This is a genomic window from Thiomonas sp. X19 (genome assembly GCF_900089495.1).
Classification (GTDB): Bacteria; Pseudomonadota; Gammaproteobacteria; order Burkholderiales; family Burkholderiaceae_C; genus Thiomonas_A.
Map to the genome: position 1 here is coordinate 4,006,142 of NZ_LT605203.1, position 18,091 is coordinate 4,024,232.

Annotated in this window: 19 protein-coding genes; 16 read left to right on the forward strand and 3 right to left on the reverse strand. The window is 67.1% G+C overall.

What is annotated here, in order from left to right:
* The first annotated feature begins 200 nt into the window (after window positions 1-200).
* The 4 genes from ureA to THIX_RS19500 all read left to right on the forward strand — a co-directional run bounded on the left by ureA (window position 201) and on the right by THIX_RS19500 (window position 3,489).
* Window positions 201-503 (forward strand): urease subunit gamma, encoded by a 303-nt coding sequence (gene ureA, locus THIX_RS19485; protein WP_112487519.1) that lies wholly within the window; start codon window positions 201-203, stop codon window positions 501-503.
* 13 nt (window positions 504-516) lie between these two features.
* Window positions 517-825 (forward strand): urease subunit beta, encoded by a 309-nt coding sequence (locus THIX_RS19490; protein ID WP_112487520.1) that lies wholly within the window; start codon window positions 517-519, stop codon window positions 823-825.
* Window positions 826-1,039: 214 nt separating this feature from the next.
* A complete protein-coding gene (locus tag THIX_RS19495; RefSeq protein WP_112487521.1) occupies window positions 1,040-2,833 on the forward strand; it encodes an urease subunit alpha in 1,794 nt (597 codons plus the stop codon).
* Between the two features lie 23 nt (window positions 2,834-2,856).
* The gene (locus THIX_RS19500) at window positions 2,857-3,489 is read left to right on the forward strand and encodes a LysE family translocator (protein ID WP_112487522.1); all 633 of its coding nucleotides are present in this window, start codon (window positions 2,857-2,859) and stop codon (window positions 3,487-3,489) included.
* A 145-nt stretch (window positions 3,490-3,634) separates the two neighbouring features.
* Here the strand turns inward: THIX_RS19500 and THIX_RS19505 are convergent, their stop codons facing one another.
* Both THIX_RS19505 and THIX_RS19510 read right to left on the reverse strand, forming a co-directional pair.
* On the reverse strand, window positions 3,635-4,018 hold the full coding sequence (locus THIX_RS19505; RefSeq protein WP_112487523.1) for a type II toxin-antitoxin system death-on-curing family toxin: 384 nt from the start codon (window positions 4,016-4,018) through the stop codon (window positions 3,635-3,637).
* A complete protein-coding gene (locus THIX_RS19510; RefSeq protein WP_112487524.1) occupies window positions 4,015-4,239 on the reverse strand; it encodes an AbrB/MazE/SpoVT family DNA-binding domain-containing protein in 225 nt (74 codons plus the stop codon). The genes THIX_RS19505 and THIX_RS19510 overlap by 4 nt, the downstream gene beginning before the upstream one ends.
* Window positions 4,240-4,331: 92 nt before the next feature.
* On the opposite strand from THIX_RS19510, the gene ureE reads away from it, so the two are divergent.
* From ureE to THIX_RS19530, 4 genes are all read left to right on the forward strand, one after another.
* On the forward strand, window positions 4,332-4,865 hold the full coding sequence (ureE, locus tag THIX_RS19515; protein ID WP_112487525.1) for an urease accessory protein UreE: 534 nt from the start codon (window positions 4,332-4,334) through the stop codon (window positions 4,863-4,865).
* A gap of 172 nt (window positions 4,866-5,037) precedes the next feature.
* On the forward strand, window positions 5,038-5,700 hold the full coding sequence (locus tag THIX_RS19520; RefSeq protein WP_112487526.1) for an urease accessory protein UreF: 663 nt from the start codon (window positions 5,038-5,040) through the stop codon (window positions 5,698-5,700).
* Window positions 5,697-6,383, forward strand: coding sequence for an urease accessory protein UreG (gene ureG, locus THIX_RS19525; protein ID WP_112487527.1), 687 nt, complete (start codon window positions 5,697-5,699; stop codon window positions 6,381-6,383). The genes THIX_RS19520 and ureG overlap by 4 nt, the downstream gene beginning before the upstream one ends.
* 62 nt (window positions 6,384-6,445) lie before the next feature.
* A complete protein-coding gene (locus tag THIX_RS19530; protein ID WP_112488484.1) occupies window positions 6,446-6,826 on the forward strand; it encodes a sirohydrochlorin chelatase in 381 nt (126 codons plus the stop codon).
* Between the two features lie 28 nt (window positions 6,827-6,854).
* Here the strand turns inward: THIX_RS19530 and THIX_RS24410 are convergent, their stop codons facing one another.
* Window positions 6,855-6,977 (reverse strand): hypothetical protein, encoded by a 123-nt coding sequence (locus THIX_RS24410; RefSeq protein WP_371412953.1) that lies wholly within the window; start codon window positions 6,975-6,977, stop codon window positions 6,855-6,857.
* Between the two features lie 146 nt (window positions 6,978-7,123).
* On the opposite strand from THIX_RS24410, the gene THIX_RS19540 reads away from it, so the two are divergent.
* The 8 genes from THIX_RS19540 (at window position 7,124) to THIX_RS24415 (ending at window position 18,082) form a co-directional block, all read left to right on the forward strand.
* The gene (locus tag THIX_RS19540; protein ID WP_199195336.1) at window positions 7,124-7,783 is read left to right on the forward strand and encodes an ANTAR domain-containing response regulator; all 660 of its coding nucleotides are present in this window, start codon (window positions 7,124-7,126) and stop codon (window positions 7,781-7,783) included.
* Between the two features lie 373 nt (window positions 7,784-8,156).
* Window positions 8,157-9,443, forward strand: a complete 1,287-nt coding sequence (locus THIX_RS19545; RefSeq protein ID WP_112488486.1) for a CmpA/NrtA family ABC transporter substrate-binding protein — start codon at window positions 8,157-8,159, stop codon at window positions 9,441-9,443.
* Between the two features lie 81 nt (window positions 9,444-9,524).
* Window positions 9,525-10,487, forward strand: coding sequence for a nitrate ABC transporter permease (gene ntrB, locus THIX_RS19550; protein WP_233224640.1), 963 nt, complete (start codon window positions 9,525-9,527; stop codon window positions 10,485-10,487).
* Between the two features lie 110 nt (window positions 10,488-10,597).
* Complete coding sequence (locus THIX_RS19555) at window positions 10,598-11,479, forward strand: ABC transporter ATP-binding protein (protein ID WP_112488488.1); 882 nt, start codon at window positions 10,598-10,600, stop codon at window positions 11,477-11,479.
* A 43-nt stretch (window positions 11,480-11,522) separates the two neighbouring features.
* Window positions 11,523-11,957 (forward strand): globin family protein, encoded by a 435-nt coding sequence (locus tag THIX_RS19560; protein ID WP_112487528.1) that lies wholly within the window; start codon window positions 11,523-11,525, stop codon window positions 11,955-11,957.
* Window positions 11,954-14,419, forward strand: a complete 2,466-nt coding sequence (gene nirB / locus THIX_RS19565) for a nitrite reductase large subunit NirB (RefSeq protein WP_112487529.1) — start codon at window positions 11,954-11,956, stop codon at window positions 14,417-14,419. The genes THIX_RS19560 and nirB overlap by 4 nt, the downstream gene beginning before the upstream one ends.
* Entirely contained in the window at window positions 14,416-14,847 is a 432-nt protein-coding gene (gene nirD, locus THIX_RS19570) for a nitrite reductase small subunit NirD (protein ID WP_112487530.1), read from the forward strand. The genes nirB and nirD overlap by 4 nt, the downstream gene beginning before the upstream one ends.
* Before the next feature lie 133 nt (window positions 14,848-14,980).
* Complete coding sequence (locus tag THIX_RS24415; protein ID WP_233224641.1) at window positions 14,981-18,082, forward strand: nitrate reductase; 3,102 nt, start codon at window positions 14,981-14,983, stop codon at window positions 18,080-18,082.
* The last annotated feature ends 9 nt before the right edge of the window (window positions 18,083-18,091 follow it).

The following is an 18,091-nucleotide window of genomic DNA, read 5'->3' on the forward strand; positions in this document are numbered from 1 at the left end:
CACCGGCCGGATGCACCGCTTTGGTGTGTTGTCTTGCGCATCAAGGGCATAGCCGCCGTGAAACGCCGGCAACGCATGGGTATGGTTTTTGCGCAGATCTTGCTGCGCCCCTTCCAACGGCCGATTCACCTTCGCTGGCCTGCGGCACGGCCCGTGCGCGCCGCTAAGCTGGCGACACACCCACCAAGAACCGCAAGCCCATGGACCTCACCCCTCGCGAAAAAGACAAGCTGCTGATCTTCACCGCCGGCCTGCTGGCCGAACGCCGCAAGGCGCGCGGGCTCAAGCTCAATGCGCCCGAGGCCATCGCCTACATCACCGCAGCGGTGATGGAAGGCGCACGCGACGGCCGCACCGTGGCCGAACTGATGAGCCATGGCCGCACGCTGCTGACCCGCGACGAGGTGATGGACGGCGTGGCCGAACTCATCCCCGACATTCAGGTGGAAGCCACCTTCCCCGACGGCACCAAACTGGTGACCGTGCACCAACCCATTGTCTGAAACGGAGCCGCGCATGATCCCCGGAGAAATTGTTTGCGCCGAAGGCGACATCAGCCTCAACCCCGGCCGCGCCACCATCACCCTGTTGGTGGAGAACAGCGGCGACCGCCCGATTCAGGTCGGTTCGCACTACCACTTCGCAGAGACCAACCCCGCCCTGCGTTTCGACCGCAAGGCCGCACGCGGCATGCGCCTGAACATCGCCAGCGGCACCGCGGTGCGCTTCGAGCCGGGACAGCAGCGGACCATCGAACTCGTGGCTTTTGCAGGCGAGCGTGTGGTCGTTGGATTTCGGCAAGGCGTGATGGGCAAGCTCGACTGATGCCGAGCGATGGCATGCAGCGCGCCACAAGACTCCCCACCCCAGCCCTCCCCGCCAGTGGGGAGGGGCTCTCGTTTCCATTCCGTTCGTGGACGAGGCCTGGAGGCACATGCTTCTTTTCGTGCAGCCCGTTCTCACCTCCCCCACCTCGTGGGGGAGGCCGGGAGGGGGAGAGCGCGGTCCAACAACCTGAGTTTCTGAAAGCAGCGCAACCATGTCCAAAATTTCCCGACGCGCCTATGCCGAAATGTTCGGCCCCACCGTGGGCGACCGCGTGCGGCTGGCCGATACCGAGCTGTTCATCGAAGTGGAAGACGACCACACCCTGCGCGCCGGCGGCTATGGCGAGGAGGTGAAGTTCGGCGGCGGCAAGACCATCCGCGACGGCATGGCGCAAAGCCAGCGCACCCGCGCCGAGGGCGCGATGGACCTGGTCATCACCAACGCGCTCATCCTCGACCACTGGGGCATCGTCAAGGCGGACGTGGGCATCCGCGGCCAGCGCATCGCCGCCATCGGCAAGGCCGGCAACCCGGACGTGCAGCCCGGGGTGGACATGATCATCGGCCCGGGCACGGAAATCATCGCCGGCGAAGGCATGATCCTCACCGCCGGCGGCATCGACAGCCACATCCACTTCATCTGCCCGCAGCAGATCGAGGAAGCCCTGATGTCCGGCGTCACCACCATGCTCGGCGGCGGCACGGGGCCGGCCACCGGCACCAACGCCACCACCTGCACGCCCGGGCCGGAGAACCTCGCGCGCATGCTGCAGGCGGCCGACGCCTTTCCGATGAATCTGGGTTTTCTCGGCAAGGGCAACGCCAGCCGTCCCGACGCGCTGCGCGAGCAGATCGACGCCGGCGCCATCGGCCTCAAGCTGCACGAGGACTGGGGCACCACGCCCGCGGCGATCGACTGTGCCTTGAGCGTGGCCGAAGAGACCGACGTGCAAGTGGCGATTCACACCGACACGCTCAATGAATCGGGCTTCGTCGAGGACACCATCGCCGCCTTCAAGGGCCGCACCATCCACACCTTCCACACCGAAGGCGCCGGCGGCGGGCACGCGCCGGACATCCTCAAGGTGCTGGGCGAGGCCAATGTGCTGCCCTCCAGCACCAACCCGACGCGGCCCTTCACCGTCAACACCATCGACGAACACCTCGACATGCTGATGGTGTGCCACCACCTCGACCCCAACATCGCCGAGGACCTGGCCTTCGCCGAGAGCCGCATCCGCCGCGAGACCATCGCCGCCGAGGACGTGCTGCACGACCTCGGCGCCATCAGCATCATGTCCAGCGACAGCCAGGCCATGGGCCGCGTCGGCGAAGTGGCGCTGCGCACCTGGCAGACCGCGCACAAGATGAAAGTGCAGCGCGGCTGGCTGGCGCCGCCGGCAGAAGTAACGCCCCCCTCGGGGGGCAAGGAAGCTCGGGAGCGGCCCGTCGTTTCCTTGCGCGGCGCGCAAACGCAAAGCCGCAACGACAACTTCCGCGCCAAGCGCTACATCGCCAAATACACCATCAACCCCGCGCTGGCGCATGGCGTCGCGCATGAGGTGGGCTCCATCGAAGTCGGCAAATGGGCCGACCTGGTGCTGTGGCGCCCCGCCTTCTTCGGCGTCAAGCCCAGCCTCATCCTCAAAGGCGGCTTCATCGCCGCGGCGCTGATGGGCGACGCCAACGCCTCCATCCCCACGCCGCAGCCCGTGCACACCCGCCCCATGTTCGGCGCCTTCGGCGGCGCACGGCACGCCACGTCGCTCACCTTCGTCTCGCAAGCCGGCTTGGCGAACGACATCGGCCAACGCCTCAAGCTGCACAAGCCCCTCGCCGCCGTGCGCGGCTGCCGCAGCGTGAAAAAAGCCGACCTCATCCACAACGCCTACACCCCGCAGATGCAGGTGGACGCCCAAACCTACGAAGTCCGCGCCGACGGCCAGCTCCTCACCTGCGAACCCGCCACCGTGCTGCCGATGGCGCAGCGGTATTTTTTGTTTTGACTTCCCCAAAACCGGAGACTGGAATGCCAACCTTGACTCACCTCATCACCTTTGCCCTGGTTGCTCTCGGCATGGTGCTGACACCAGGGCCGAACATGATTTACCTTATTTCGCGTTCCATCTCCCAGGGCCGCACCGCTGGTCTCATCTCATTGGGCGGAGTGGCTTTTGGTTTCGTGTTCTACATGCTGTGCGCAGCATTCGGCATCACGGCTCTCGTGCTGGCGGTGCCCTATGCGTATGACGCGCTGCGCTTCGGCGGCGCGCTGTATTTGCTCTATCTCGCCTGGCAAGCGATCAAGCCTGGCGGTCGCTCGCCGTTTCAGGTTCGCGATCTGCCGCTGGATCGGCCACGCAAATTGTTCGCGATGGGCTTTGTCACCAATCTGTTGAACCCCAAGATTGCGGTCTTGTATCTGTCGCTCTTGCCACAGTTCATCGACCCCGCGCATGGCTCCGTGCTCGGCCAGTCGCTGGCGCTCGGCATGACGCAGATCGTGATCAGCGTTGCGGTAAACGCCTCGATCGTTCTCATGGCGGGTTCGATTGCCAGATTTCTGGCGCAGCGGCCAGCGTGGATCACCATTCAACGATGGCTGATGGGTACGGTACTGACCGCATTGGCTGTGCGCGTGGCGACTGAGGCGCGTCGATAAGCTGGCGGATACCGCGCCCATTGATGCCATGAGTCCCTCATCTAAACCTGGCGGCTCAGGCCGGCGGCTGCACGGTGTTGCTCACCGCAGACCTGCACGCCGCCGGAGCCATCATCGCCGGCGGGCGCGTGGTCAACCCATTTGCCTAGCGCGGCTGCAGATGCGCCCGTATCCAAGCTGCGAAATCGTCTTCGCTCGTGTCACCGGACGCGACGGCAAGCATGGTGAGTGTGGCGTCAGCCTGCGTAGCGGTGAGGCGGTATCCGTTCAAAGCGAGAAACAAGCCCACCGCGAGAAAAGCGGCGCGCTTATTGCCGTCGACGAAGGCATGATTTTTCGCCAAGCCCACGCCATAGGCTGCAGCGAGTGCGGCCAGATCCGGCTCGCCGTAGGCCATCAAGCTCAAGGGACGCGCGAGCGCAGAGTCAAGCAAGCCTTCATCGCGCAGACCGGGTGCGCCGCCGTGTTCGGCCAGGCTTTCGTCGTGCAACAACAGCAGCGCGCGCCGGTCGATGAAACGCCAGCTCATTTGGCGAGCTGGTGGAAGGTGTCGCGGTACTCGCGCATGAATTCGCGGCCCAATTGCAGTTGCTCGTCAAGCGCGGGATCGTAAGGCGTGAGCGTGACGCCATTCGCCGCCTCGGTGACGAACACCATGTCGCCTTTTTCCAGCTTGAGGCGAGCGAGGAGTTCCTTGGGCAGAATGACGCCGACGGAATTGCCGATCTGGGTGAGTTTGAGGGCGGACATGCTGTTCTCCTGACGCCTGGGTGATGATGTTATAACAATTGTTATATTAAGCCCTGCCCCGCTTTCTTGCAAACTTTCCCCAAGCCACCGCCATGCTCACCGTCAACAAACACCTTCCCGCCGCCCGCGGCCTGGCCCCGGCGCTGATCAAGCGTGCCGCAAGCGTCGGCCTGGATTGGGACACGCGCAGCAAAAGCCGCTTCGACGCCCACGACAGCGCTGGGCGTCACTTGGGCGTGTTCCTGCCGCGCGGCACCGTGCTGCGCGGCGGCGACGCGCTGGTGGCGGAGGATGGCTCGCTGATCCGCATCGAGGCCGCGCCGCAAGCCGTGCTGCAGGTGCGGGCCTGCCAGGCCCGCGGCACCGCCACGGATCTGCCGCGCGCCGCCTACCACCTTGGCAACCGCCATGTGCAGCTCGAAGTCCAGGCCGATTGCCTGCAGTTCGAACCCGACCCGGTGCTGGCCGACATGCTGCGGCGCATGCACCTGATCGTCACCGAGGCGCTGGCTCCGTTCGAGCCGGAGGCGGGGGCGTATGGGGAGGGCGGTGGGCAGCATCACGATCATGCGCACGAGCACGAACACGAGCATGGACACAAGCATGGACATGACCACGCGCATTGAGGGCGAAGGCGTGGCGGGCGATGCTCCCCACCCCAGCCCTCCCCACTCGTGGGGAGGGGGCGAAGGCCCATCCCCGCCACATCACGAAGGCCGGAACGAGCCACCCCTTCCTCGCACAGAGCAACACAACACTTCGCTGCCCGAAGCACACAACCCCACCCCCCTGCTGTCCATGATGTGGCTGTCCTCTCCCGCCCTGCCGGTGGGCGGATTCAGCTATTCCGAAGGACTGGAAGCAGCGGTTGACGCAGGTTTGGTCACCGACGAAGCCCAGACCCTGCAATGGCTGCGCGGCCAACTTCAACTGACGCTCGCGCGCAGCGAACTTCCCGCAGCCTGCGCCGCCCATGCCGCGTGGGAAGCCGGCGATTGCGCCGCGCTGCAAGCCATCCAGACCTGGGTGCTGGCCACGCGCGAGAGCGCCGAGCTGCGCCAGCAAAGCCAGCAGATGGGCCGCTCGATGCTGGAATGGTTGCGCCATCTGCGCCCCGGCCACCCTGCCCTGGCGCTGGCGGCGCAAATCGCGCCCGCCCCCGCCTGGCCGCTGGCCTTTGCGCTGGGCGGCCTCGCGCTGGGGCTGGACACCGATCACATGGCCCACGCGCTCGCCTTTTCCTGGCTGGAGAATCAGGTGCAGGCGGCGATGCGCGCCGTTCCCCTGGGCCAGAGCAGCGGGCAGCGGCTACTGGCCGCGCTCACGCCCGACATCCCCGCCGCCGTGGCGCAGGCACGAAACCTGCAGCACCGCATGGACCACTGGCAGAGCTTCTCGCCCATGCTGGCCATTCTCAGCAGCCGTCACGAAACCCAATACTCCCGCCTGTTCCGATCATGAGCGCACAACCTTCCACACCCCCCACCTCGCCCCTGCACCACATTGCCCGCCGCAGCAAGCGCCTGCCGCCGCTGCGCGTGGGCATCGGCGGGCCGGTGGGCTCGGGCAAGACCACCCTGCTCGAAATGCTGTGCAAGGCCATGCGCGCCCAGTACGACCTCGTCGTGGTGACCAACGACATCTACACCAAGGAGGACCAGCGCCTGCTCACCGTGGCGGGTGCCCTGGAGCCCGAGCGCATCATGGGGGTGGAGACGGGCGGCTGCCCGCACACCGCGATCCGCGAGGACGCGTCGATCAACCTCGAAGCGGTGGACCGCATGCTGGAGCAGTTCCCCGACGCCGACATCGTGTTCATCGAGTCCGGCGGCGACAACCTCGCCGCCACCTTCAGCCCGGAACTGAGCGACCTCACCATCTATGTCATCGACGTCGCCGGCGGCGAAAAAATCCCGCGCAAGGGCGGCCCCGGCATCACCAAGAGCGACCTGTTCGTCATCAACAAGACCGACCTCGCCCCCCATGTTGGCGCCAACCTCGACGTGATGCGCGCCGACACCGTGCGCATGCGCACGGGCGCAAGCGGCCTGCGCCCTTTCGTGATGACCAATCTCAAAACCCTGGAGGGGCTGGACGCGGTGGTGCGCTTCATCGAAACCAAGGGGCTGTTGCAAGTGGCCTGATGCAACGCGAACCACGCAACAGCCTTGGCGCTGCGCCCCATCCCCCGCCCAACCCATCGCACATGAACACCACGACACCCCGCCTGCTGCTTCTCGCCCACGGCTCGCGTCAGCCGGAATGGGCGCGGCCTTTCGAGGCTGTGCTCGCCGCCGTGCGCGCCAGCCGGCCCGAGTTGCGGGTTGAGCTGGCCTATCTCGAATCCATGCAGCCATCCTTGGCGCAGGCGCTGCTCGAGGCGGGCGCGGCGGGCTGCACGCAACTGCATCTCGTGCCGCTGTTCCTCGGCGCGGGCGGTCATTTGCAGCGCGACATTCCGCAAGCGGTGCGCGATGCCCAACTACAGCACCCCCATCTCACGGTGCGCGTTGCGGCCGCGGCTGGCGACAGCCCGGACATCGTCGCCGCGCTGGCGGCCTACGCGCTGCGTTGCGCGCAGGGCTGAGCCGAGGCGGCGCACTGCGCAACAGGCCCTAGCGGTCGATCGACGACAAGAACCGGCGCAACTCCGGGGTCTGGGGCGAGGCGAACAACTGCTCGGGCGCCCCCATTTCATGAATGCAGCCCGCGTGCGTGAAGGCCATGCGGTCAGACACTTACCCATCCATCGCCGTGCCAGGGTCTTGAGGTCCGGCGAGGAAAGAAGCCGGTTTCTGCGCGCTCCGAGACGAGCAAACTCCAGACTGTCCACCGATGCGCCCGACAGCGGCAGGGCACGGAATTTGCTCGCGTGAGCCGTGCCATGGCCCGCTCTCGCCCCCCAAGCTCTGCTCCCCACATCCTGCAGCGCACCCTGAAGGTTGCCGTCATTTCGCCCGACCCCGCGCTGGGGAAGGACGATGCCGACCACCAGCGCCAGGCGCAGCGTTGTGCCGCGCTGGTGCATGGACTGCAGGATGCGGGCTACGAGGTGGTGGCGGTGCTGCCGGCTTCGCCCGACCTGGACGAGCGCATCGCCGCCGCCGCGCCGGACCTGGTCATCGTCGATGCCGAATCCGGCGTGCGCGACTTGCTGGAGCATGTGGTGCTGGCCTCGCGCGACACGCCCCGGCCCATCGTGCTGTTCACCGACGACGACGACACCGGGACCGCCCAGCTCGCCATTGCCGCCGGAGTCACCGCGTATATCGTCGACGGGCTCAAGCCCAGCCGCGTCAAGCCGGTGATCGAAGTGGCGCTGGCGCGCTTCGAGCGCGAGCAGGGACTGCGCGCCGAACTCAGCGAGGCACGGCTTCAACTCTCCGAGCGCAAGCTGGTGGAGCGCGCCAAGGGCATCGTGATGCAGCGCCAGGGCTGCAGCGAGGAGGAAGCCTTCGGCCGCATGCGCAAACTGGCGATGGAGAAAGGGCTGAAGCTCGCCGAGGTGGCGCAGCGCATTCTGGACACGGTCGGGTTGATCTGAACGTGGCGCACGCAGGCAGCGGTTGCCGATACCCATAGGAGTTGGCACCAGATGCGAGCATTCTCGCCTGCGTCGGCGCACTCGCACAGTGCGGCGCACCACAAACGACCGCCGCAAAAGCTGGGCAGATTCGACCTTTCCCTCTGAAGCCGGCGGTTTGACGGCCTGGCACGCCTATTGCGTGTAACCAGACGTAGGCCAATGGCGGCTTATGCAGGGACTTCCGGTTGCCGGCGTCTCCCCTCCGGTTTTGGCAACGATGCCTTCAAGAGCACCACGGTTGTGGCTGCGCTTGAGGGCTTTTTTTTCGACCGTCATGCTCGACCGCCCGACTCAACCGCTCCTCTCGACCCGACCCATCACAGGACCTTTCATGCGCAAACCCGAAGACGCCACACCCAAGACCGATGCTCCGGCCCAGCCCGCCCGTCGCGCCATCATGAAGTCCGGGGCTGCAGTTGCAGTCGCCAGCCTGTTGCCCGGGCTGCAGTCCCAGGCGCGCGCGGCAGGAACCGGCTTCGGCAAGCCCGAAATGGAAGAGGTCAAGATCGGCTTCATCCCCCTGACCGACTGCGCCCCCATCGTGATGGCGGCGGTGCTGGGTTTCGACAAGAAGTACGGGGTGAAGATCATCCCGAGCAAGCAGGCCTCGTGGGCTGCCGTGCGCGACAACCTCGTCACCGGCGGCATTCAGATGGCGCATGTGCTCTATGGCCTGCCCTATGGCGTGCAACTCGGCGTGGGCGGGCCGAAAAAGGACATGGCCATTCTGATGGGCCTGAACCGCAATGGCCAGGCCATCACCCTGGCCGATGCGCTGGCCAAGGAAGGCATCACCACCGGCCCGGCGCTGGCCAAGGCCATCGCCGAAAAGAAGCGCACCTACACCTTCGCCCAGACCTTTCCCACCAGCACCCACGCCATGTGGCTGTATTACTGGCTGGCGACCTACGGCGTCAACCCGCTGAAAGACGACAAGGTGATTACCGTGCCGCCGCCGCAGATGGTGGCGAACATGCGCGTGGGCAGCATGGACGGCTTTTGCGTCGGCGAGCCGTGGAACGCGGTGGCCATCGAGCAGAAGATCGGCTTCACCGCCGTGACCAGCCAGGAGATTTGGATGGATCACCCCGAGAAAGTGCTGGGCACCACCGCCGAGTTCGTGCAGCAGTACCCCAACACCACCAAGGCGGTGATGGCCGCGGTGCTGGAAACCTGCCGCTGGATCGACGCATCAAGCGCCAACCGCACCAAGATGGCCGAAACCATCGCCGCGCCGGGCTATGTGAACACGCAGGTGGAAACCATCCTGCCGCGCATCCTCGGCCATTACACCAACGGCCTGGGCAAAAGCTGGGACGACAAGCACCCGATGACCTTCTATGAAGACGGGCAGGTCAACTTTCCCTGGCTGTCGGACGGCATGTGGTTCCTGACCCAGTTCCGCCGCTGGGGCCTGATCAAGACCGACCCCGACTACCTCGCCGTGGCCAAGGCGGTGAACCGGGTCGATCTTTACAAGGACGTGGCCGCCGAACTCAAGGTGCCGGTGCCTGCCGGCACCCTGCGCAGCTCCAAGCTGATCGACGGCGTGAGCTGGGACGGCAAAGACCCGAAGGCCTATGCCCGCAGTTTCAAGATCAACGATCTGGCCACTTGATGGCCCGGGCGCCGCGCGGCATCGCAACCGCCCGGCGCCCCACCTGAAACGCAACGCATGACGATGAAGCAGGAGTCCAGCATGAACACCGCAGTCCTGTCCGGCGCCGCCGGATTCAACCCCGAACCGCCGGGCGAGAGCATCGCGCTCGACGCGCAAACCGCGCGGACCGCAGCGCATGCCGAACCCGCCTCGGCTGCCACGGCAACTTCGAGCCGCAGCAAGTTCGCCATCCGCCCGATGAGCGCGGACGACCGCAAGCGCGCGCGCAACCGCCGGATCGTGCTGGCGCTGGTGGCGCCGCTGGCCGGCCTGGCGCTGCTGCTGCTGGTGTGGGAGCTGGCGGCCGAGCACAGCGCGCAATTCCCCTCGCCGCTCGTCACCTGGAAGTCGGCGCAAAAGGTGTTCGCCCATCCCTTCTACAACAACGGGCCGAACGATGTGGGCATCGGCTGGAACCTGCTGGCCTCGCTGCAGCGCGTGGCCTATGGCTTCGGCCTGGCAGCCCTGGTGGGCATTCCGCTGGGCTTCGCCATTGGCCGCATGCGCTTTCTCCATCGCATGCTCTCGCCCATCATCAGCCTGCTGCGCCCGGTGTCGCCGCTGGCCTGGCTGCCCATCGGCCTGTACGTGTTCAGCAACGCCCCGGCGGCAGCCATCTACACCATTTTCATCTGCTCCATCTGGCCGATGATGATCAACACCGCCATCGGCGTACAGCGCATTCCGCAAGATTATTTGAACGTGGCGCGGGTGCTCGACCTCTCCACCTGGAAGGTGTTCACCAAGATTTTGCTGCCCTCGGTCATGCCCTACATGATGACCGGCGTGCGGCTGTCGGTCGGCACCGCCTGGCTGGTGATCGTCGCCGCTGAAATGCTCACCGGCGGCACCGGCATCGGCTTCTGGCTGTGGAACGAGTGGAACAACCTCAACCTCGCCCACATCATCATCGCCATCCTGGTCATCGGCGTCACCGGCATGGCGCTCGAAGGCGCGCTGATGCTGCTGGCGCGGCGCTTCAGCTACGACGAAGCGCGCTAACCGTCCCCATCTTCCAAGAAAACGCAGGGCCGCCCCTAGTTTTCTTGACCCCCTCGGGGGGCGGGCTGGGAGAAGCCCGGCCCTGGGGCACACATTCACACGAGGCATCCATCATGGAACGTTTCATCGTCGTCCAACAAGTCGAGATGGTGTTCGACACCGCACGCGGCCCCTTCCACGCCCTGCAAGGCATCAACCTGGACATCGCCCGTGGCGAGTTCATCAGCCTCATCGGCCATTCCGGCTGCGGCAAGAGCACCCTGCTCAATCTCATCGCCGGGCTCACGCTGCCCAGCACCGGGGTGATGGTTTGCGATGGCCGCGAAATCCACGCACCCGGACCCGACCGCGCCGTGGTGTTCCAGAACCACTCGCTGCTGCCCTGGCTCACCTGCTTCGGCAACATCCACCTCGGCGTGGAACGGGTGTTCGGCGGTGCGCGAGGAAACGCCGGGCCGCCCCAAGTTTCCTCGCGCACCGCAGAGGGCAGGGCGGCGCGCCGCCCCTGGGGGCGCTCAGAGACCAAGGCGCAGCTGAAAGCCCGCACCCAGGCCGCGCTGGAACTGGTGGGCCTGCCGCATGCCGCGCACAAGCACCCGCATGAACTTTCCGGCGGCATGAAGCAGCGCGTCGGCATCGCCCGGGCGCTGGCGATGGAGCCCAAGGTGCTGCTGATGGACGAGCCCTTCGGCGCGCTCGACGCCCTCACCCGCGCCAAGCTGCAGGACGAGTTGCAGGCCATCGTCGCCGCCAGCGGCGCCACCGTGGTGATGGTGACGCACGACGTGGACGAAGCCGTGCTGCTGTCCGACCGCATCGTCATGCTGACCAACGGCCCGGCAGCGACCATCGGCGAAATCCTCACCGTCGATCTGCCGCGTCCGCGCGAACGCCTGGCCCTGAGCGAAGACCCGCACTACGCCCACCTGCGCGCCCAGGTGATGGCGTTTCTCTACAAGCGCCAGGCGCATCCGCAGGCGAAGGCGGCTTGATGCCGTCGCTCGCTGTCGAACAAACACATTGAGGAGTTCCACCATGAGTCTTACCGCCGAGCAAATCCAGTTGGTGCAATCCAGTTTCGCCAAGGTCAGGCCCATCGCCGACCAGGCCGCAGCGATCTTCTATGCGCGCCTGTTCGAAATCGCGCCCCAGGTCAGGCCGATGTTCAAGAGCGACATGGCCGAGCAGGGCCGCAAGCTGATGGCCATGCTGAACACCGTGGTCAACGGGCTGACGAATCTGGACAGCATCGTGCCGGCCGCGCAGAGCATGGCCAAGCGCCATGTCGACTACGGCGTGCGGCCCGAGCACTATGCATTCGTCGGCAGCGCCCTGCTGCATGCCCTGGGCCAGGGCCTGGGCACGGACTTCACCCCCGCGGTGAAGCAGGCCTGGACCGATGCCTACGGGCTGTTGTCGGGCGTGATGATCGCCGCGGCCTATCCCGCGACGCAGGAGCTGCGCGCATGAAAAAGCTCAAGCTCATCCTCGTGGGCAACGGCATGGCCGGCGTGCGCGCGCTGGAAGAGCTGCTCAAGCTCGCCCCGGACCTGTACGACATCACCGTGTTCGGCGCCGAGCCGCACCCGAACTACAACCGCATCCTGCTGTCGCCGGTGCTCGCCGGCGAGCAGACCGTCGAGCAGATCATCCTCAACCCGCTGTCCTGGTATGCCGACAACGGCATCACCCTGCACACCGGCAGGACCGTGGTGGAGATCGACCGCGTCAAGCGCCTCGTGCGCGCCGACGACGGCACCGAGGCCGCCTACGACCGCCTGCTGCTGGCCACCGGCTCGCTGCCCTTCATCCTGCCGGTGCCGGGCAAGGAGCTGGGTGGCGTGATCGCCTACCGCGACATCAAGGACACCGAAACCATGATCGAGGCGGCCAAGGTGCACAAGCACGCGGTGGTCATCGGCGGCGGCCTGCTGGGGCTGGAAGCGGCCAACGGCCTGATGCTGCGCGGCATGGACGTGACCGTGGCGCACATCATGCCGTGGCTGATGGAGCGCCAGCTCGACGACGTGGCGGGCAAGCTGCTGCAAAAATCGCTGGAGGATCGCGGGCTGAAATTTCTGATTGGCGCGCAGACACAAGCCTTGCGCGGCGACGACACAGGCCGCGTGCGCGCCGTGCAGTTCAAGGACGGCAGCGAGATTCCCGCCGACCTGGTGGTGATGGCCGCTGGCATACGCCCCAACACCGCGCTGGCGCAGAAGGCGGGCCTGCATTGCAACCGCGGCATCGTCGTCAGCGACACGCTGCAGACCATCACCGATCCGCGCATCTACGCCCTGGGCGAATGCGCCGCGCATCGCGGCATTGCCTACGGTCTGGTGGCGCCGCTGTTCGAGCAGGGCAAGGTGGCGGCCAACCATCTGGCGCAGTTCGGCATTGGCCGCTACACCGGCAGCCAGACCAGCACCAAGCTCAAGGTCACGGGCATCGACCTGTTCTCGGCAGGCAACTTCATGGGCGGCGAGGGCTGCGAAGACATCATCCTGTCGGACCCGTTTTCCGGCGTGTACAAGCGCCTGGTGATTCAAGGCGACAAGCTGATCGGCGCCTGCCTCTATGGCGACACGGTGGACGGCTCCTGGTACTTCAAGCTGCTGCGCGAAGGCCGCAAGGTGCATGACATTCGCGACAAGCTGATGTTCGGCGAAAGCCACCTGGGCGACGCCGGTCACCAGGGCCGCAGCAAGGCGCAACTGATGGCCGATGGCGACGAAGTCTGCGGCTGCAACGGCGTGGACAAGGGCAGCATCTGCAAAGCCATCAAGGAGAAAGGCCTGTTCACCCTGGAAGAGGTGCGCAAGCACACCAAGGCCAGCGCCAGTTGCGGCTCGTGCACCGGCCTGGTGGAGCAGCTGCTGATGTTCACCGCCGGCGGCGACTACAGCTCGGCACCGAAAAAGAAGGCCATGTGCGGCTGCACCGACGCCAGCCACCAGGAAGTGCGCGACGCCATTCGCGAACAGCATCTGCTGACCATTGCCGACGTCTACGCCACGATGGGCTGGCGCACGCCCAACGGTTGTTCGAGCTGCCGCCCGGCGGTGAATTACTACCTCATCTCCACCTGGCCGCACGAGGCCAAGGACGACCCGCAAAGCCGCTTCATCAACGAGCGCAGCCACGCCAACATCCAGAAAAACGGCACCTATTCGGTGATCCCGCGCATGTGGGGCGGCGAGACCTCGGCCTCCGAATTGCGCCGCATTGCCGACGCCGTGGACAAGTACAAGATTCCCACGGTGAAAATCACCGGCGGCCAGCGCATCGACCTGCTGGGCGTGAAGAAGGAAGACCTGCAGAACGTCTGGCGCGACATCGGCATGCCCAGCGGCCACGCCTATGCCAAGGCGCTGCGCACGGTGAAAACCTGCGTCGGCAGCGAATGGTGCCGCTTCGGCACGCAAGACAGCACGGCGCTGGGCAAGCTGCTGGAACGCGCCACCTGGCGCATGTACGCGCCGCACAAGGTGAAGTTCGCCGTCAGCGGCTGCCCGCGCAACTGCGCCGAATCGGGCATCAAGGACGTGGGCATCATCGGTGTCGATTCCGGCTGGGAGATGTATGTCGGCGGCAACGGCGGCATCAAGACCGAAGTGGCGCAATTCCTCGTCAAGCTCAAGACCCAGGAGGAGGTGCTGGAATACACGGGCGCCTTCATCCAGCTCTACCGCGAAGAGGGCTGGTATCTGGAGCGCACCGTGCATTTCATCGCCCGCGTCGGGCTGGACTATGTGAAGCAGCGCGTGCTCGACGACGCCGCTGGCCGCGAGGCGCTGCGGGAGCGCCTGCAGTTCGCCCTGCAAGGCGAGCCCGACCCGTGGTTCGAGATCGACCGCGCCCAGGTGGACACGCGGCAGTTCATTCCCATCGTGCCGATCGCCGCCGTCGCTGCGCAAGGAGAACCGGCATGAGCGCTGCCGACTTCGCTGCCGATCTGGCAAGCGCCGCCCACGCCGATGCGGCCTGGACCCAAGTCTGCACCCTGGCCGACATCCCCGCCCTCGGCGCGCGCCGCGTGCGCCGCCCCGATGGCGTGGACATCGCCCTGTTCCGCGCCGAAAGCGACCGCATCTACGCCCTGCTCGACCGCTGCCCGCACAAGGGCGGCCCGCTGTCGCAAGGCATCGTCTTCGGCGAGTCGGTCGCCTGCCCGCTGCACAACTGGACCATCCGGCTGGGTGATGGCCGCGCCCAGGCTCCGGACGACGGCTGCACCCCCGCCTTCGCCGTGAAGGTGGAGGGCGAGCAGGTCTATTTGCGCCGCGACCAGTTGCACGCCCCGATTGCCGCAATGGCCGCGTCAACTTGCCACGGCGCGGCCTGCGGGAGCGCGGCATGAAAACCCGATCCGCGATGCGCGGCCTCCCCCTCCCGACCTCCCCCACGTGGTGGGGGAGGAGCATCCACCCCCTGCCCATGCGTGGGCAGGGCCGGGGTGGGGAGCTTGCGCGCACCTCGACAGCAGGCCCAAGATGAACGCCGCCGACCTGCCCGCCGGTTCCATCGCCATCGCGCCCGAGGGCGCGGTGCGCGAGACACGCTCGACCTGCCCCTACTGCGGCGTCGGTTGTGGCGTGCTCATCCGGAGCGAGGGCGGGCGCATCACCGGGGTGCGGGGCGACCCCGATCATCCGGCCAATTTCGGCAAGCTCTGCACCAAGGGCGGCGCGCTGCATCTGAGCGCCAAGCCGGAATTGCTGCCGCAGCTTCGCGCCCTGCGGCCCGAGTTGCGCACGCGCCGCGACGCGCCGCGCCAGGCGGTGCGCTGGGACCAGGCGCTGGACCATGCGGCGCGACGCTTCGCCGCCATCATTGCCGAGCATGGCCCCGACAGCGTGGGCTTCTACATCTCCGGCCAGATGCTGACCGAGGACTATTACGTCTTCAACAAGCTGGCCAAGGGGCTGATCGGCACGAATAACGTCGACACCAATTCCCGCGTCTGCATGAGCAGCGCGGTGGCGGGCTACAAGGCGACTCTCGGCGCGGACGCACCGCCTTGCAGCTACGACGACATCGACCACGCCGCATGTCTGGTTCTCGCGGGCAGCAACGCCGCCTGGTCGCACCCCATCGCCTTCCGTCGCATCGAGCAGGCCAAGGCGAGGCGGCCGGAGCTGCGCATCGTCGTCATCGACCCGCGCCGCACCGAAACCGCCGAACTCGCCGATCTGCATCTGCAACTCCTGCCGGGAACCGACGTGGCGCTGTTCCACGCCATGCTGCATGTGATGGTGTGGGAAGACCTGGTGGACCCCGCTTTCATCGCCGCCCACACCAGCGGTTATGCCGCGCTGCGCGAGCTGGTGCGCGACATGAGCCCTGCTGTCGCGGCCAATCTGTGCGGGCTTGCGGCGCAGGACATCGTCACTGCCGCACGCTGGTTCGCGCTGGGCGGCCCGGGCGCTGATGTGGCCAGGCGTCAGCCCACGCTCTCCATGTATTGCCAGGGCCTGAACCAGTCCAGCAGCGGCACGGCGAAGAACGCCGGGCTGATCAATCTGCACCTGGCCTGCGGCCAGATCGGCAAGGCGGGCGCGGGGCCGTTCTCGCTCACCGGCCAGCCCAACGCCATGGGCGGGCGCGAGGTGGGCGGCATGGCCAATCTGCTCAGCGCGCATCGCGATTTGTCCAACCCCGAGCACCGCGCCGAAGTCGCCAGACTCTGGGGCGTGGCCGACGTGCCCGCCGAGCGCGGCAAGACCGCCATCGAACTGTTCCAGGCCGTGGCCGACGGCACGGTCAAAGCGCTGTGGATTGCCTGCACCAACCCGGCGCAATCGCTGCCCGACCAGGCGCTGGTGCGCCGCGCGTTGGAGGCCGCCGAACTCGTCGTGGTGCAGGAGGCGTACACCACTGCTGCAACCGTGCCCTACGCCGACGTGCTGCTGCCCGCCACCACCTGGGGCGAGAAGGACGGCACGGTGACGAACTCCGAGCGCCGCATCAGCCGGGTGCGCGCCGCCACGCCCGCGCCCGGCGAGGCGCGCGACGACTGGGCCATCGCGGTGGACTTCGCCCACCGGCTTGAATCGCTTCTTCCGCAAAGACTGAATGCACCACCCCCGGGCGCCGGGGCGCCAGCCCCCCGAGGGAGCGATGATGCCGACTTGGCAGCGGCCCTGCATCGGCGGCATGCACCACCCCCAGGCGCCGAGGCGCCAGCCCCCCGAGGGGGCAATGATGCCGACTTGGGAGCGGCCCTGCATCGGCGGCATGCACCACCCCCAGGCGCCGAGGCGCCAGCCCCCCGAGGGGGCAATGATGCCGACTTGGGAGCGGCCCTGCATCGGCATCACGGCGGCCGTCTCACCCTCTTCCCCTACCCCACGCCCGAGGCGGCGTGGAACGAGCACCGCGAATCCACGCGTGGGCGCGACCTCGACATCACCGGTCTGTCGTGGGCTCTGCTGGAGCGCGACGGCCCGCAGCAATGGCCTTACCCGGCTGGTGCCAGCAGCGGCAAGGCGCGGCTGTACGAGGACGGCGTCTTCCCCACGCCCGACGGCCGCGCGCGCTTTTTCGCCCAGGCCTTCAAGCCCGTGGCCGAGCCTTGCGACGCACGCTATCCGGTGGCCCTCACCACCGGGCGGCTGCGCGACCAATGGCATGGCATGAGCCGCACCGGCTCGGTGCCGCGGCTGTTCAACCACGCACCCGAGCCCTGCATCGACCTCCACCCCAGCGACCTCGCCCGGCGCGGTCTGAGCGATGGCACATTGCTGCGCGTGGCCTCGCGTCGCGGCGACATCATCGTTCCCGCCCGCGCCACCGACACGGTGCGCCCCGGCCAGGCCTTCATCGCCATGCACTGGGGCGCGGAATTCCTCGCCGGGCGCAATGCCGAAGGCGTCGCCCGCCTGGGCGTCAACGGCCTCACCCTGCCCGCGATCGACCCCTATTCCTTCCAGCCCGAACTCAAGCACAGCGCGGTGCGGGTGGAGGCCGCCAACCTCGCCTGGCACCTCGCCGCCTTCGGCTGGATGCCCGAGACGAGCGCGCACGCGCTGCGTCGCGAACTGATGCGCGAACTGGCCGCGCTGCCGTTCGTGATGTGCGTGCCCTTCGGCCGCGAACGCACCGGCCTGCTGCTGCGCGCCGCCGCGCGCGGTGCGCCACCTGCCGAACTGCTGGCGCGCATCGAAGCGCATTTCGGCGTGCAGGGCAGCGCGGCCCTGCACTACGCCGACCCCGGCCGCAGCGTGCGCCGTGCCGTGCGGCTGATGGGCGAGCGCATCGATGCCGCGATGCTGTCCGGCCCGGCCGACAGCGTGGTGGCGCAAGGCTGGCTGCGCGAACTGCTGCAGAGCGAGGCCAGCGCCAAGCCCTATGGCCGCTGGCTGCTGCGGCCCTCGACCAAGCCGCCGAGCCATCTGCCCAGCCCCGGCCACCAGGTGTGCAACTGCTTCGACGTCTGGCAAAGCCAGATCGACGCCATGCTGCCCACGCTGGATGGCGACGCCGACACCGTGCTCGCCACGCTGCAGCAGCAACTGAAGTGCGGCACCAACTGCGGCTCCTGCCTGCCCGAGCTGCGCCGCATCGTGCGCGAGCACGCAGCCGTCGCGGCTTGAATGGAAATT

What these genes read in the sequence shown, in the direction of transcription:
- ureA (WP_112487519.1), top strand. Translation starts at nt 201, where the DNA reads ATGGACCTCACCCCTCGCGAAAAAGACAAGCTGCTGATCTTCACCGCC.
- THIX_RS19490 (WP_112487520.1), top strand. Translation starts at nt 517, where the DNA reads ATGATCCCCGGAGAAATTGTTTGCGCCGAAGGCGACATCAGCCTCAAC.
- THIX_RS19495 (WP_112487521.1), top strand. Translation starts at nt 1,040, where the DNA reads ATGTCCAAAATTTCCCGACGCGCCTATGCCGAAATGTTCGGCCCCACC.
- THIX_RS19500 (WP_112487522.1), top strand. Translation starts at nt 2,857, where the DNA reads ATGCCAACCTTGACTCACCTCATCACCTTTGCCCTGGTTGCTCTCGGC.
- THIX_RS19505 (WP_112487523.1), bottom strand. Translation starts at nt 4,018, where the DNA reads ATGAGCTGGCGTTTCATCGACCGGCGCGCGCTGCTGTTGTTGCACGAC.
- THIX_RS19510 (WP_112487524.1), bottom strand. Translation starts at nt 4,239, where the DNA reads ATGTCCGCCCTCAAACTCACCCAGATCGGCAATTCCGTCGGCGTCATT.
- ureE (WP_112487525.1), top strand. Translation starts at nt 4,332, where the DNA reads ATGCTCACCGTCAACAAACACCTTCCCGCCGCCCGCGGCCTGGCCCCG.
- THIX_RS19520 (WP_112487526.1), top strand. Translation starts at nt 5,038, where the DNA reads ATGATGTGGCTGTCCTCTCCCGCCCTGCCGGTGGGCGGATTCAGCTAT.
- ureG (WP_112487527.1), top strand. Translation starts at nt 5,697, where the DNA reads ATGAGCGCACAACCTTCCACACCCCCCACCTCGCCCCTGCACCACATT.
- THIX_RS19530 (WP_112488484.1), top strand. Translation starts at nt 6,446, where the DNA reads ATGAACACCACGACACCCCGCCTGCTGCTTCTCGCCCACGGCTCGCGT.
- THIX_RS19540 (WP_199195336.1), top strand. Translation starts at nt 7,124, where the DNA reads ATGGCCCGCTCTCGCCCCCCAAGCTCTGCTCCCCACATCCTGCAGCGC.
- THIX_RS19545 (WP_112488486.1), top strand. Translation starts at nt 8,157, where the DNA reads ATGCGCAAACCCGAAGACGCCACACCCAAGACCGATGCTCCGGCCCAG.
- ntrB (WP_233224640.1), top strand. Translation starts at nt 9,525, where the DNA reads ATGAACACCGCAGTCCTGTCCGGCGCCGCCGGATTCAACCCCGAACCG.
- THIX_RS19560 (WP_112487528.1), top strand. Translation starts at nt 11,523, where the DNA reads ATGAGTCTTACCGCCGAGCAAATCCAGTTGGTGCAATCCAGTTTCGCC.
- nirB (WP_112487529.1), top strand. Translation starts at nt 11,954, where the DNA reads ATGAAAAAGCTCAAGCTCATCCTCGTGGGCAACGGCATGGCCGGCGTG.
- nirD (WP_112487530.1), top strand. Translation starts at nt 14,416, where the DNA reads ATGAGCGCTGCCGACTTCGCTGCCGATCTGGCAAGCGCCGCCCACGCC.
- THIX_RS24415 (WP_233224641.1), top strand. Translation starts at nt 14,981, where the DNA reads ATGAACGCCGCCGACCTGCCCGCCGGTTCCATCGCCATCGCGCCCGAG.